Source organism: Niveibacterium umoris (assembly GCF_014197015.1).
GTDB lineage: Bacteria > Pseudomonadota > Gammaproteobacteria > Burkholderiales > Rhodocyclaceae > Niveibacterium > Niveibacterium umoris.
Genome location: NZ_JACIET010000001.1, coordinates 1,248,348 through 1,262,378 on the forward strand (window position 1 = coordinate 1,248,348; position 14,031 = coordinate 1,262,378).

A 14,031-nucleotide genomic window follows, 5' to 3' on the forward strand; every position below is an offset into this window, starting at 1 on the left:
CATTCGCACCGGGGACCTTCGCCATGCCTGCTTTCATCGCCCGACTCTCGCGCACGATTGCCATTGCTCTGCTCGCTTCGAGCATTCTTGCCGGCTGCGCTTCGACGCGCCTCACCAGCGCATGGCGCGACAGCGATTACCAGGGACCGCCGATGAAGAAGCTGGTGGTCATCGGCGTGTCGGAAGAAATTGCCGCGCGCCGCGTCTTCGAGGACGATTTCGCGAAGGCCTTGGGCGATGCGGGCGTTGCCGCCATCCCCGGCTATCGCCTCTTGCCCGACAAGCCGCAGCGCTCGGTCGAAGAAATGCGCGACGCTGTCGCCAAGTCCGGCGCCGACGGCATCCTGGTCGCACGCGCGCTGCGTACCGAACGCCGCACACAGTATTCGCCCGGCACGATGACGGTGATGCCCGCCTATGGGTATCGCAGCTTCTGGGGTTACTACGGCGCCGCGACGGTGGTCAGCGAACCGCGCATATATCAGTACGACATCGTCACGATCGAGACCAACCTGTGGCCCGCGACCGAAGGCAAGGTCCTGTGGTCAGGTCTGAGCGAAACCACCGACCCCGAGAGCATCAAGAAATCGACGGCGGAGCTGGCCAAGATCGTGATCGGCGCGCTTCGGGAACAGCGCTTGATCGCCGCACCGCCGGCGAAGTGATCCACAACTCAACGAATCCAGCCTCCGCATTCAGGCACGGTTTGCCCTCGGGCGGCATGCGTGCCTGAGTAATCGACCTCACAAAGTTGTTACCGACGTGCTGCGAGCGACATCTCGGAGTCACCCGCTGTCGACTTCCCTTGAGCGACGACTCGACACCAACGCACATGCGGCGCTTGGCGCGCCTTGCCACCGCTATAATCCGCCCGCGGTCTGAGTACCGCCCCGACGCAAGATCCCAACGAGTAAGCCCCGGCAGGCAAGGCCCCGTGCCAGGGTGGTTTTTCTGGAGCCAACATGCTGACCCTATTCCGTCGCCACGCATCGCGTGGCCTGGCGGCGCTCGCGTTCGCGACGCTTGCCTTTCCCGCCTTCGCCCAGGTCAAGGAACTCAAGGTTTCCGCCATTCCGGACGAAGCGCCGACCGAGTTGCAGCGCAAGTTCGCGCCACTCGGCAAGTACCTCGAAAAGGAACTCGGCATGCCGGTGAGCTTCGTACCGGTCACTGATTACGCAGGGGTTGTCGAGGCGCTCGCCGCCAGGCGCATCGATCTGGCCTGGCTGGGTGGCTTTACCTTCGTGCAGGCGAAGTTGCGCACCGGCGGCACCGCGATCCCGCTGGTCCAGCGTGCCGAAGATGAGAAGTTCACCAGCCGTTTCATCACCGCCGACCCGGCAATCAAGACGCTCGCTGACCTCAAGGGCAAGACTTTCGCCTTCGGTTCGGCATCGTCGACCTCGGGTCACCTGATGCCGCGCTACTTCCTGCAGCAGGCTGGCCTCAACCCTGAAAAGGACTTCAAGACCGTTGCCTTCTCCGGGGCCCATGACGCCACCGTCGCCTTTGTCGCGTCGGGGCGTGCCGATGCGGGCGTGCTCAACGCCTCGGTGTGGGACAAGCTGGTGGAGAGCGGCAAGGTCGACACCAACAAGGTCCGTGTGTTCACCACGACGCCGGCTTACTTCGACTACAACTGGACGGTGCGCGGCGATCTCGACGCCACTATCGCGAAGAAGCTGCGCGAAGCCTTCCTGAAGCTCGACCCGGCAAACCCGGAACACAAGGAAATCATGGCGCTCCAGCGCGCCAGCCGCTTCGTGCCGACGAAGGCAGAGAACTACTTGAGCATCGAGCAGGCGGCGCAGGCCGCTGGCCTGCTGCGCTGATCAGCTGTCCGAGTACCCCGGTCGCGTCGAACGCGCAGCCGGGGCCTGTCTTCCAGCTTCAGGCAGCACCATGGATATCCGCATTTCCGGCCTGCGCGTCGCGTATGGCGCCCATCAACCCGGCCTTGCCGGCGTCGACCTGACGCTCGCGAGCGGCGGGCAACTTGCGATCATCGGCCCGTCAGGTGCAGGCAAGACCAGCTTGCTGCGCTGCCTTGGCACCGCGTTGCGCCCTGGCGGCGGCGTGCTTGAACTCAACGGCGCGCACCCCTGGCAGATCGGTCGCAGCCGCCTGCGCCTTCTGCGCAGCCGCATCGGCATGGTGCATCAAGCGCCCCCTTTGCCGCCCCGGCAGCGTGTCGTGACCGCCACGCTTGCGGGCCGACTCGGCCGGTGGCCCACATGGAAGTCCTTGCTGTCCTTGCTCGTGCCGCAGGACATTGCCGGCGCGCGTGCCGCGCTGCAGCGCGTCGATCTGCAGGACAAGCTGTTTGAACGCTGCGATCAGCTCTCGGGCGGGCAATTGCAACGCGTTGGCATCGCTCGTGTGCTCTACCAGGCGCCTGCACTGGTGCTCGCCGACGAACCGGTCTCGGCGCTCGACCCCGTGCTGGCGGATCACACGCTGGCCGTGCTCTGCGACGATGCGCGCCAACGCGGCGCCACACTGGTCGCCAGCCTGCATGCGGTCGAACTCGCGCTCGCGCGCTTCCCGCGCATCGTCGGCGTGCGCGAGGGCTGCATCGCATTCGACAAACCTACCGCGGAAGTGACCGACGAGGATCTCAAGGCGCTGTACGCCTCCGAACGCCTTACGCCTGGTCCGTCTCCCGCCCCGTTTGACGGCGCGCCACGCGTGCTCGCGACCGGGTTGCCATGCTGCTGAAGCGCGACGCGCGCGACCCGGCGCTGGCCGGGCGCTTGCTGCTTGGTCTTTTCGCCTGCGTACTCGCGTGGCCGCTGGGGCACCTGGCGGGTGTCAATCCCACAGCACTGGTCGAACCCGCAAATCTGCGCGTGGTCGGCAGCTTCCTGTCCGGCTTCTGGCCCCTCGCGCACGACCGCTTCTTCCTTGGCCTGCTCGGCGATGCGCTGCTGCAAACCCTTGCCATCGCCACGGTCGGCACCCTGCTGGCGTTGCTGATCGCGGTGCCGCTGGCCATCGGCAGTGCCGTGTCGCTTTCGATCAGTGCAATCGGGCCTGCCGAGAGCAGCCATTGGCGCACGGCGGTGCGTCAGACCCTGCGCGCGCTGACGCTGTTGCTGCGGGGTATTCCGGAACTGGTCTGGGCGCTGCTGTTCGTGCGTGTCTTCGGCCTCGGCCCAAGCGCGGCGGTGCTGGCGCTGGCGCTGACCTACGGCGGCATGCTGGCCAAGGTGTTCGGCGAGATCCTCGATTCGGTCGATCGCCGCCCGGCACAAGCGATTCTCGCCGCCGGTGGAAGCCGGTTCGAAGCCCTGGCCTATGGCCTGCTGCCGAACGCCGCTGCAGAACTCATTTCCTACACGGTCTATCGTTGGGAATGCGCACTGCGTGCTGCCGTCGTGATGGGGCTGGTTGGCGCCGGCGGGCTGGGCCAACTGATGGACCAGTCAATGAAGGCCTTCAATGGCGGCGAGATCGCCAGCATTCTCAGCGCCTTTCTGCTGTTGGTGCTGCTTTCCGATGCGCTCTCCAGCGTGCTGCGACGCTGGATGGCGGCCGCGCCGGCGCAGGGCCACCAGCGCTGGATCACGGCCTGGGGGCTCGTCACGCTTGCGGGTTTTGTCTGCATCGCGTCGTGGCGCCATATCGGTCTTGACCTCGGCGCACTGCTCAGTGATCGGGCAGGCAGCGACATCGCCCGCTTCCTGCGCGAATTCATCCCGCCATCGCAAGACCCTGCCCTGCTCGCCAAGATCGGCAGCGGAGCCTTGGAAACCCTTGCCACCTCATTGGTCGGCACCCTGCTCGCGGCTTGCATGGCCGTCGCGCTGGCGCTGCCCGCCGCTGGCCGCAACGGGACACTGCCCAAGGCGCTGACGCGCTTCGTGCTGAATCTGCTGCGCGCGGTGCCCGAACTGGTCTGGGCCACCCTCACCGTGCTCGCCGCCGGGCTCGGCCCTTTCGCAGGCGCATTGGCACTGGCGCTGCACACCGGCGGCGTGCTCGGCCGCCTCTACGCCGAGGCGCTGGAAAACGCACCACCCGCCGCCGAGATCGCGCTGCGCAACAGCGGTGCCCCGCGTGCCCTTGCCTTCCTGTACGGCGCGTTGCCCGAAGTCGCACCACAGTGGCTTGCCTACACGCTGTATCGCTGGGAGATCAATATCCGCATGGCGGCCGTGATGGGTTTCGTCGGCGCCGGCGGGCTCGGTCAGTTGCTGTACTTCGAACTGTCTTTGTTCCGCCTCGATAATGCCTGCAGCGTGATCATCGCGATGCTCCTGCTCGCACTCCTGGTCGATCAAGCCAGTGCGCGCCTGCGTCGCCGCATGGGCTGAAGTCGCCCGCCCCTGTCAGCCCACAACCGGAAGCAAACACCGCCATGCCACTCGCCCGCATCGAAACCCGCCGAGTCTGGGCGCCCGAGCAAGTCCAGGCCATCATTGAAGCGATCTACCAGGCGCAACGCGAAGCCCTGAAGGTGCCGGAAGACGATCGCCAGATCCGCTTCTACTCGCTGCCGCCGGAACACTTCCATGTACCGCCGGGCAAGAGCGAGAACTATACGCTGGTGGAAATTACGCTGTTCGCGGGGCGCTCAGTCGATGCGAAACGCGCGCTGTACAGTGCCATCGTCCGCAATCTCGGCGCACTCGGGATCGCGGCAAATGATGTGCTGGTCGTCGTTCACGAGGCGCCGCTTGAGAACTGGGGCATACGCGGCGGTCAGGCTGCGTGCGACGTCGAGCTCGGTTTCCGGCTGGATGTCTGAGCACACATGCAGCGTTGGAGGGCTCCGCATGACGCAATCCTTGTCGCCACAATTGCAGCGCAAGGTACGGCAACTCTTCACTGACGAGCAGTCCGTCCTGGCCATTCAAGCGCTCGAAACGGGCTGCGGCGACGCCCTTCCGCTGATCGCGTCGCAAGGCGACGTCGGCCTCGAGCGCGTGCGCGCGGCGGCACTCAAGCTCAGCCAAGGCTCACTCGACAAGCTCGACGAAGCGATCAAACTGGCGCAGACCGACTGGCGCGATGTGCTGCTTGCCGCCGGGTTTGGCCACAGCGTTACAGCGCATCAAAGCTGGCTGAACGAGGCGCCTCAAGGCTGACGTTAATCAGTCATCGTCGTTGCACGCTTACGCCACTGCGCGCAGGCTGTCGCTGACGAGTTGTCCGGCCGCCATGCGGATAACCCGGCCGCAGCGCGCGGCGAGTCGTTCATCGTGGGTCACGAGAACCAGCGTGGTGCCGGCTTCGCGGTTCAGGTCGAACATGAGGTCGGCAATCTGCTCGCCGGTAACGGCGTCGAGGTTCCCGGTCGGTTCGTCCGCGAGCAGCACCGCCGGCTGCACCGCGAACGCGCGCGCCAGCGCCACACGCTGTTGCTCGCCACCGGACAAGTGCTTCGGATAGTGCCCGGTGCGGTGAGTCAGCCCCACCCGGTCGAGCCAGCGTCGCGCGACGACAGCGGCGTCACGACGCGCTGCAAGTTCCAGCGGCATCATCACGTTTTCAAGCGCGGTCAGTGCCGGCAACAGCTGGAACGCCTGGAACACGAAACCGAGGGATTCGCCACGCAGCGCGGCACGCCCGTCTTCGTCCAGCGAAAACAGTTCGTTTCCACGCAGTCTGACGCCTCCCGAGGTGGGAACATCGAGCCCCGCCAGCAGTCCGAGCAGCGTGCTCTTGCCCGAACCCGATTCGCCGACGATGGCGATCGTTTCGCCCGCATCAACCGCGAAGCTGATCTGCTGCAGAATTGTGAGCGGGCCGTCGACACCGTCGACGCGTTTGAGCAAATCCACTGCTTCCAATACGGGCGAGGTATCCGGGTTCATGTTGCGCATCATCGCTTTGTTCTGTCTTCTCTGGTCTGGAGTGTGCCACGCGGGCACGGTGCTGGTGTTTGGCGATTCCCTCTCGGCCGGTTTCGGCATGCGCGCCGATCAGGCATGGCCGACCCTGTTGCAGGCGCGCCTGAAGCAACAAGGCTTCAAACAACAGGTGGTCAATGCCAGCGTCAGCGGTGAAACAACGGCCGGCGGGCGCACACGCCTTCCCGCCGCGCTTGCCCAGCACAAGCCAGACGTCGTGGTGCTGGAGCTGGGCGCCAACGACGGCCTGCGCGGACTCCCGCTCAAGCCGATGCAGGAGAACCTCACCGAAATGACCCGCGCGGCGCGACAAGCCGGCGCGAAGGTCGTGATCGTCGGCATGCGCCTGCCCCCGAACTACGGCCCCGACTACACCGAAAAGTTCCACGGCAGCTTTGCCAGCGTCGCAAAAACGGAAGGCGCGGCACTGGTGCCCTTCCTGATGGATGGATTCGCGCAGACAAGCGAATGGTTCCAGGCCGACGGCCTTCACCCCACCCCGGCCGCCCAGCCCCGCCTGCTGGACAATGTGTGGCCCGCCATCCGGCCCTTGCTCAAGCGCTAGGAAGGGATGGCAGCGCCGGCGCGATCAGCCGATCCGCACCATCGCGGGCCCCTCGACCAACTGACCGATCACCGCGGCCTCCCCGAAGCCATCGTCACGGAACGCAGCCAGAACGGCGTCGGCGGCATGCGGCGCACAACTTACCAGCAAGCCACCCGAGGTCTGGGGATCGGTCACCAGCACGCGCTGCCAGGCTTCGAAACCGTCCGGTGTCAGCACGTCGGCGCCGTAACCGTTCCAGTTGCGGCCCGAGGCCCCGGTTGCCATGCCCTCCCTGGCAAACGCAATCGCCTGTTCGATCAGCGGCAAAGCCTCGAACGAAACGAGCGCGGCAAGCTTCGAACCCCGCGCGATTTCGAGCAGATGCCCGGCAAGGCCGAAACCGGTGACGTCGGTCAGTGCATGCACCGCCGGCATCTTTGCGAGTGCAGTGCCTACCCGATTGAGTTTGGTGGTGTGGCGGATCATTTCGGCGTAGCCCGCATCATCCAGGCGCCCTTTCTTCAGCGCAGCACTCAGCACGCCAACGCCGAGCGGCTTGCCGAGGATCAGTACGTCACCTGCCTGGGCGTCGGCGTTACGCTTGACCTGGTCCGGGTGCACGATTCCCAGCGCCACAAGACCATAGATCGGTTCCGGGATATCGATCGAATGGCCACCCGCGATCGGGACGCCGGCCTCGCGACAGACCGCCGCGCCACCCTCGAGGATGCGACCGACGACGTCCAGCGGCAGTTTGTCGAGCGGCATGCCGAGCAGCGACAGCGCCAGGATCGGCTGGCCACCCATGGCGTAGACATCCGAGATTGCATTGGTCGCAGCAATGCGCCCGAAGTCGTAAGGGTCATCGACGATCGGGGTAAAGAAATCGGTGGTCGCGACCAGGGCCTGCGTGTCGTTGAGACGATACACAGCGGCATCGTCCGACGTTTCGTTGCCCACCATCAATTCGGCGGGAACCAGCCCTGCCGGGGCCGCAGCCAGCAGGCGGGAAAGCACGGCGGGGGCGATTTTGCAGCCGCAGCCGCCGCCGTGGGAAAATTGCGTCAGTTTGATTTCCATGTCCGGACCTCGGCGGAGAATCGCCGGATTTTACCCGTCCGCCGTCACCCCACCCCGGAGTTTCCATGCAGACACCGCGCGGCATCGCCCGCATTTCCGATCTTGATGGCTTCGACGAGATCATCGACGTACGTTCGCCGGCCGAATTCGCCGACGACCACATCCCCGGCGCCATCAACTGCCCGGTGCTCGACAACGAGCAACGTGCGCAGATCGGGACAATCTACAAACAAGTGTCTGCCTTCGATGCCCGCAAGCTCGGTGCGGCTCTGGTCGCAGAAAACATCGCGCGCCACCTGATCGCGAAGTTCCAGGACAAGCCCAAGCACTGGCGCCCGCTGGTGTATTGCTGGCGCGGCGGCCAACGCAGCGGGGCCTTTACGACCTGGATGCGGATGATCGGTTGGGACGCCTGCCAGCTCGAAGGCGGTTACAAGACCTTCCGCCACCACGTCGTCGAACAACTCGCCACGCTTCCGCAAACATTCCGCATGGTCGTCGTCTGCGGTGCCACCGGCAGCGGCAAGACGCGCCTGCTCGATGCGCTGGGTGCGGCCGGCGCGCAGGTGCTGGATCTGGAGGGGCACGCCCGCCACAAGGGGTCGGTGCTGGGCAGGCTGCCGGGCATTCCGCAGCCGACGCAGAAGACTTTCGAGACGGAACTATGGACGCGGTTATCCCGCTTTGATGCCGCCCGCCCGGTGTTCGTGGAAGCCGAGAGTCGCAAGATCGGCAGCATTCACATTCCCGACACCCTGATCGCGCACATGCGTGCCAGCCCGTGCGTGGCGATCGAGGCGAGCCGCGACGCGCGTCTGAAATTCCTGCTGGAGGACTATGCCTACCTCGGCAACGATGTCCGCGACCTGCAGGAGCGGATCGAGTGCCTGCGGAGTTTCCAGAGCAACGAGACGATCGATCAATGGCACGCCTATGCGCAGCAAGGCGACCTCGCCCGGCTGTTCGCGGAGTTCATCGACAAGCACTACGACCCGCTCTATCGCCGCTCGCAGAACCACAATTACCAGCAGTTTCCGCAAGCGCGGCAATGCGTGGTCGACGACCTGTCGCCCGCCACGCTGGCGAAGGTCGCCGACGACTTGATCCACTCGATCACATGACCTGAACGCTGATCTTGCGCTCCTTCCAGAACATGCCGTGCAGCCGGCCCTGGAATTCCTGAAGCACCGAACTGCCTACATCGGGAAAAATCAGCTCTGCAGCCGGGCGCGTTCCATCGCCGGGCTCGCGACGAATCTCCGGCACGTCCACGCCGCAGTATTTCTTGACCAGTTCGCGGATGTCGTCGTCGGTGGCGTCAGGGTTGATGTTTGCAATCCAAAGGTTCATCGCATCGCCTCCCTATTAGGAAAATCGCAGACCGACACCACAGGGCGCCGGGCGCACAGATGCTGCACACACATTGCACGGGGTTCGCTGATATCGCCTTGCCCGAACGCAAGCACTTCCAGCCCATGTGCCAACGCCCACTGTTTGAGCTCGTCGGGCGCCAACAGGAAATCCGGATTGTGCGGGCGCCCGAAGCGCTGTTGCCCATGCATGAACGTCTCGTATATCAACACCCCTCCGGGCGCGAGCATTTGCGCCAGCTCAGCCATGCGCGGGCGGAACAGGTAGTTCGTAACCACTATCCCCGCATAGCGTTCGCCTGACAACGCCCAGTGCTCGCCTTCGAGATCGCAGTGACGGCATTCGATACCGGGCACGCCGGCCATGGTCGCCAGCGCCTCTGCATCGCGATCCACCGCAACGACCGAGTGCCCGCGTTCTGCCAGCCAGCGAGCGTGGCGGCCGAGCCCGCTGGCAAGATCCAGCACTGCGCCATTGGGGATCAAGGTCGCATGGGCAATCACCCAGGCCGAAGGCGCTCCGGGCACCCGCAATTGCGCGCTTTGCCCGGAAGCGGGCGCACTGGCATCAGACACACTGGCCACCTTTCACCTAAACACTGGACAATAGACCGGCGTGGCCAATCCGGCGACGCTGATGGCCGCCTGACCCATCGCAAGTGAGACGTCAGCCGCGCCGCCTACGATGCCGCCACCAACCGGATCGGGTCACAGCATGGACGAGCAGCACTACCTCTCCCCCCTCTTCGTGCCGCAGGTCGTCGCGGTTATTGGCGCAACGCCGCGTGAAGGGGCGCTCGGCAATGTTCTGGTGCAGAACATGCTCGACAGCGGCTTCAAGGGCAAGCTGTATTCGGTCAATCCGAAGTACCAGGAAGTGCTCGGCACCCCATGCGTGCACAGCATTGGCGATGTGCCGCAGCGGGTCGACCTCGCGGTGGTGGCGACACCCGCGCCGACGGTGCCGGATGTGATCGCGGCCTGCGGGCGCGCCCGTGTGCGCACCGCGGTCATCCTCTCCGCCGGATTCGCGGAAAGCGGCGCGGATGGCGCGGCGATGGAGCGCGACATCGTGCGACTGGCCGAGAAACACGGCATCCGCATTCTCGGGCCAAACAGCCTTGGCATCGCCCGTGCGATTGCCGGCCTCAACGCCACTTTTGCGCACGCGGCGCCCAAGGCGGGCAGCATCGGCTTCATCTCGCAATCGGGCGCCCTGTGTGCAGCGATCCTCGACTGGGCCAAGACCACCAACGTCGGGTTCTCGAGCGTCGTATCGCTGGGGGGATCCTGCGACCTGGACTTCGGCGAGATCCTCGATTACATGATCTGGGATTTCCGCACCGAGAGCATCCTGCTCTACATCGAAGGCATCCGCGATGCGCGCCGCTTCATGAGCGCATTGCGTACCGCCGCCCGTGCCAAGCCGATCATGGTGATCAAGGTCGGTCGGCATCCGTCCGGCTCGCGCGCCGCGCATTCGCACACCGGCTCCATCGTCGGCGAGGATGTGGTCTTCGACGCGGCCCTGCGACGTGCCGGCGTGATCCGGCTGAAGTACCTGACACAGATGTTTGCCGCCACGCAGGCGCTGTTTACCCGCTTCCGGCCGCGCGGCAACCGGCTGGCGATCATCACCAACGGTGGCGGCCCTGGCGTGATGGCCGCCGACCGCGCAGGTGACCTCGGCATCCCGCTGGCAGAGCTGTCGCCGCAGACGGTCGCGGCGCTCAACCGCGACCTGCCGCGCGCCTGGTCACACGACAACCCGATCGACATGGTCGGCGACGCAGACCCGGACCGTTACGCACGCACCCTCGAAACGGTGCTCGCCGACCCCGGCGTCGATGGCGTGCTGGCGATCCTCACGCCGCAGGCGATGACCAAACCGCTCGAAGTCGCGCAACGCGTCGTCGAGATCGACAAAAAGGCCGAGAAGCCGGTGCTCTGCTGCTGGATGGGCGAAGCCCTCGTCGCCTCGGCACGCGAACTCTTCGTTGCCAACGGGATCCCGAGCTACCGCACGCCGGAACCGGCGATCGACCTGTTTTCGCAGATCTCCGCCTACTACCAGAACCAGAAGCTGCTGACGCAGGTGCCTGCACCGCTCTCCAGCCTGGATCCGCCCAATGTCGACGCAGCCAAGCAAATCATCGATCGCGCCATCGATGATGGGCGCAACACCCTGACGCGCGAGGAAGCGCGCCAGGTGCTGGCCGCCTTCCATATCCCAGTTCGCCGCACGCTGGTGGCACATACCGCCGCGCAGGCGGTAACGATGTCGTACGAACTGGGCTTTCCGGTGACGATGCGCCCGAACGCGATGCTGCACCAGCGCGTGAGCACCGGGCCGAAGCGCTACCCGGCAAGCGCCGTGGCGGCCCATCTGGCCTTCGAAGAACTGATGGACGATCTGCGCAATCGCGACGAAGACAGCACCCATCATGGCGTTGCGATCGAACCGCGGATCGAGATCGCGACCGCGCGCGGCCTGCTGCTCGCGGTGTCGCGCGATCCGGTGTTCGGGCCGGTGATCTCGTTCGGCGAACACGGCGTCGACGCCGAGGGACTGGACGGCCGCACGGTCGCGCTGCCGCCACTCAACGACTTCCTTGCGAAGGATCTGATCCGCTCGCACCGCATCGCCAATCGCCTCGGTGCCTGGCGCGGACTCCCGGCCGTCGCGATGGAACGGCTCGAATTCGTGCTGCTGCGGCTCTCGGAAATGGTCTGCGAACTGCCCTGGGTGCGCTCGGTCGATATCCAGCCGCTGGTGGCCGATGAAAATGACGTCATCGCGGTGGATGTGCGCATCGTCGTCGGCCGTGTGCCGAAGAGCGCCGGTCGCTACGACCACATGGCGATCCACCCCTACCCCGGGAATCTGGTGCACCACATCGAATTGTTCGACGGACGCGAGGTGCTGGTGCGGCCGATCATGCCGGAGGACGCCACGCTGGAGCAGGAATTCGTGCGACGCCTCTCGCCGGAGACCAAGTACTACCGCTTCATGAGCGCGCTCTCCGAACTGCCGCCGCAGATGCTCGCCAAGCTCACCCAGATCGATTACGACCGCGAGATGGCCTTCGTGGCGACGATCGATCGCGACGGGATCGAGTACGAATTGGGCGTCTGCCGCTACGCCGCCAACCCCGACGGCAAGAGCTGCGAGTTCGCCATCGTCGTGTCGGACGATGCCAAGGGCACCGGCCTTGCGCAGAACATGATGGATATCCTGATCCTGTGCGCGAAGGAACGCGGGCTGCTCGAAATGAAGGGCATGTTCCTCACCGACAACGACCGCATGCTCAGATTCGTGCGCAAGATCGGCTTCGTGCTGACTAACGACCCGGAAGACAACTCGATTAAACTCGGCTCCCTCGACATTCAAGCCTACAAACCTGTCGGAGCACGCGGATGAGCAAGCCACCCATTCACGTCATCACCCTGGCGGAAGTGGTACCCCAACACGAAGCGGAAGTGGTGCGTGTTCTGCGCCAGGTCGCGGAGCTGACTCGCCAGGAAGAAGGCTGTCTGCGCTACGACCTGTACCGCGACAGCGGCACGCCGATGCGCATCAACACGATTGAAGTATGGGCCGATGAGGCCTCGCTCAACCGACACATGAACGCCCCGCACGTCAAGACTGCAATCATGGCGCTGATCGGCAAGCTCGCCGGGATTCCGCAGTTCCGCGTGCTGCAGGCGATCGACGAGTTCGAAGTCTCCTGAACATGTGTGGTCCCCTCACACGGTGCCACTGGGTCACGCAGGATCCTGAATACCTCGACTACCACGACACCGAATGGGGCGTGCCGGTCACCGATGAGCACAGCCTGTTCGAATGTCTGACGCTGGAAGGTGCTCAGGCGGGCCTTTCATGGCTGACGATCCTTCGCAAGCGCGAAGGCTACCGGCGTGCGTTTGCCGCTTTCGACCCCGCGCGCGTTGCGCGATTCGACAGCGCCGACGTCGAACGACTGGTGGGCGACGCCGCAATCGTACGGCACCGCGGCAAGATCGAAGCGACGATCGGTAACGCGCGCGCCTGGCTGGCACTTCACGAACGCGGCATTGATCCGGTAGTGTGGCTTTGGTCGTTTGTGGATGGCTATCCGCGCCAGGCAACAGGCCCCACACAAAGCAGCACAGCGGCATCTGAACAGATGAGCCGCGCCCTGCAACGCGCCGGCTTCCGTTTCGTCGGCAGCACCACCTGCCACGCTTTCATGCAGGCGACGGGCATGGTCAATGACCATGCCGAAGCTTGTTTCCGCCGCGCCCAGGTCGCACAATCCGCGGCCAGCTTCAGTCTCAGGAAATCCGCGCCATGAGCGACGCAGTCCAGCACCTCGACTTCAACGGCCTGCCGGCCATCCGAATCACCGCGCCGAACGGCGCACAGGCGACCATCCTGCAACATGGCGCCCAGGTGGTCAGCTGGATTCCCGCGGGCGGCGAGGAGCGGCTGTTCCTCAGCGAACGTGCCCGCTTTGAACCGGGCGTACCGGTGCGCGGCGGCATCCCGATCTGTTTCCCCCAATTCGGCTCGCGCGGCCCCCTGCCCAAACACGGTTTCGTCCGCACCGTCAGCTGGGACATTGAAAGTGCCCGCGCGGGCAGCGACTTCGCCACTGCCACCCTCGTCCTGAACGATGACGATGTGTCCCGCGCGATCTGGCCGCACGCGTTCCGCGCCGAGTTGACGGTGCTCATCTCTGGTCAGCGCATGGACGTCGAACTCGGCGTCAGCAATCCGGGCGATGAGCCGCTGCGGTTTACCTGCGCACTTCACAGCTATCTGGCCACGCGTGAGGTCGAAGAGGCGCGCGTTGAAGGCCTGCGCGGCCTGCGCTACCTCGATGCGGTGCGCGGCACCGAGCACAAGGAATCCGGCACCGAACTGATGATCGAAGCCGAAACCGATCGCATCTACTTCGAGGCCGCCAAGCCGATCATGCTGGCGGAACCCCGGCGCGCGCTCGGCATTTCCGGCGAGAACCTGCCTGACGTGGTGGTCTGGAACCCTTGGGAACACCTGTCGGCAACCTTGCCGGACATGACACCCCTCGGCTTTCGCCGCATGCTCTGTATCGAGCACGGTGCAATCGGCCGCCCGGTCGAACTGGCGCCTGGCGCAGAGTGGTGGGGCCGTCAGAGTCTGGTCGTTCTCTGACCC

The 14,031-nt window shown here is 65.1% G+C and carries 16 protein-coding genes; 12 read left to right on the plus strand and 4 right to left on the minus strand.

The genetic code is table 11. The features are described from left to right. The first annotated feature begins 23 nt into the window (after positions 1–23). The 6 genes from GGR36_RS05535 (at position 24) to GGR36_RS05560 (ending at position 5,090) form a co-directional block, all read left to right on the plus strand. The gene (locus GGR36_RS05535) at positions 24–665 is read left to right on the plus strand and encodes a DUF4136 domain-containing protein (RefSeq protein ID WP_183632733.1); all 642 of its coding nucleotides are present in this window, start codon (positions 24–26) and stop codon (positions 663–665) included. Between the two features lie 297 nt (positions 666–962). Next, entirely contained in the window at positions 963–1,832 is an 870-nt protein-coding gene (locus GGR36_RS05540) for a putative selenate ABC transporter substrate-binding protein (RefSeq protein ID WP_183632735.1), read from the plus strand. A 70-nt stretch (positions 1,833–1,902) separates the two neighbouring features. Then, on the plus strand, positions 1,903–2,718 hold the full coding sequence (locus tag GGR36_RS05545) for a phosphonate ABC transporter ATP-binding protein (RefSeq protein ID WP_183632743.1): 816 nt from the start codon (positions 1,903–1,905) through the stop codon (positions 2,716–2,718). Then, positions 2,709–4,316: a phosphonate ABC transporter, permease protein PhnE gene (phnE, locus tag GGR36_RS05550; RefSeq protein ID WP_183632745.1), complete on the plus strand. Its 1,608-nt coding sequence runs from the start codon at positions 2,709–2,711 to the stop codon at positions 4,314–4,316. Before GGR36_RS05545 ends, phnE begins: the two co-directional genes overlap by 10 nt. A gap of 44 nt (positions 4,317–4,360) precedes the next feature. Beyond that, on the plus strand, positions 4,361–4,750 hold the full coding sequence (locus GGR36_RS05555; protein WP_183632748.1) for a tautomerase family protein: 390 nt from the start codon (positions 4,361–4,363) through the stop codon (positions 4,748–4,750). A 28-nt stretch (positions 4,751–4,778) separates the two neighbouring features. Continuing rightward, positions 4,779–5,090 (plus strand): hypothetical protein, encoded by a 312-nt coding sequence (locus tag GGR36_RS05560; protein WP_183632750.1) that lies wholly within the window; start codon positions 4,779–4,781, stop codon positions 5,088–5,090. Between the two features lie 27 nt (positions 5,091–5,117). On the opposite strand, the gene GGR36_RS05565 is transcribed toward GGR36_RS05560, so the two are convergent. Then, positions 5,118–5,831 carry an ABC transporter ATP-binding protein gene (locus GGR36_RS05565; RefSeq protein ID WP_183632752.1) on the minus strand — a complete coding sequence of 238 codons (714 nt, stop codon included), beginning with the start codon at positions 5,829–5,831 and terminating at the stop codon, positions 5,118–5,120. Here GGR36_RS05565 and GGR36_RS05570 point away from each other — a divergent pair. After that, complete coding sequence (locus GGR36_RS05570; RefSeq protein WP_183632754.1) at positions 5,818–6,420, plus strand: arylesterase; 603 nt, start codon at positions 5,818–5,820, stop codon at positions 6,418–6,420. The genes GGR36_RS05565 and GGR36_RS05570 overlap by 14 nt on opposite strands. 24 nt (positions 6,421–6,444) lie before the next feature. On the opposite strand, the gene selD is transcribed toward GGR36_RS05570, so the two are convergent. Further along, complete coding sequence (selD, locus tag GGR36_RS05575) at positions 6,445–7,482, minus strand: selenide, water dikinase SelD (protein WP_183632755.1); 1,038 nt, start codon at positions 7,480–7,482, stop codon at positions 6,445–6,447. A 65-nt stretch (positions 7,483–7,547) separates the two neighbouring features. Here selD and mnmH point away from each other — a divergent pair, with 65 nt between their 5' ends. After that, positions 7,548–8,603: a tRNA 2-selenouridine(34) synthase MnmH gene (gene mnmH / locus GGR36_RS05580; protein WP_183632756.1), complete on the plus strand. Its 1,056-nt coding sequence runs from the start codon at positions 7,548–7,550 to the stop codon at positions 8,601–8,603. Here mnmH and GGR36_RS05585 read toward each other — a convergent pair. Beyond that, a complete protein-coding gene (locus GGR36_RS05585) occupies positions 8,596–8,832 on the minus strand; it encodes an RNA recognition motif domain-containing protein (RefSeq protein WP_183632757.1) in 237 nt (78 codons plus the stop codon). The genes mnmH and GGR36_RS05585 overlap by 8 nt on opposite strands. Beyond that, positions 8,829–9,428 (minus strand): class I SAM-dependent methyltransferase, encoded by a 600-nt coding sequence (locus GGR36_RS05590; RefSeq protein ID WP_338086626.1) that lies wholly within the window; start codon positions 9,426–9,428, stop codon positions 8,829–8,831. Before GGR36_RS05590 ends, GGR36_RS05585 begins: the two co-directional genes overlap by 4 nt. Before the next feature lie 139 nt (positions 9,429–9,567). Here GGR36_RS05590 and GGR36_RS05595 point away from each other — a divergent pair, with 139 nt between their 5' ends. Genes GGR36_RS05595 through GGR36_RS05610 form a run of 4 tightly spaced genes read left to right on the plus strand, consistent with a single transcriptional unit; the run spans position 9,568 to position 14,028 of the window. Next, complete coding sequence (locus tag GGR36_RS05595) at positions 9,568–12,273, plus strand: bifunctional acetate--CoA ligase family protein/GNAT family N-acetyltransferase (protein WP_183632758.1); 2,706 nt, start codon at positions 9,568–9,570, stop codon at positions 12,271–12,273. Next, entirely contained in the window at positions 12,270–12,584 is a 315-nt protein-coding gene (locus GGR36_RS05600) for a putative quinol monooxygenase (RefSeq protein WP_183632759.1), read from the plus strand. Before GGR36_RS05595 ends, GGR36_RS05600 begins: the two co-directional genes overlap by 4 nt. Positions 12,585–12,586: 2 nt before the next feature. Further along, positions 12,587–13,186, plus strand: coding sequence for a DNA-3-methyladenine glycosylase I (locus GGR36_RS05605; RefSeq protein ID WP_183632760.1), 600 nt, complete (start codon positions 12,587–12,589; stop codon positions 13,184–13,186). Beyond that, positions 13,183–14,028, plus strand: coding sequence for a D-hexose-6-phosphate mutarotase (locus GGR36_RS05610; protein ID WP_183632761.1), 846 nt, complete (start codon positions 13,183–13,185; stop codon positions 14,026–14,028). The genes GGR36_RS05605 and GGR36_RS05610 overlap by 4 nt, the downstream gene beginning before the upstream one ends. The last annotated feature ends 3 nt before the right edge of the window (positions 14,029–14,031 follow it).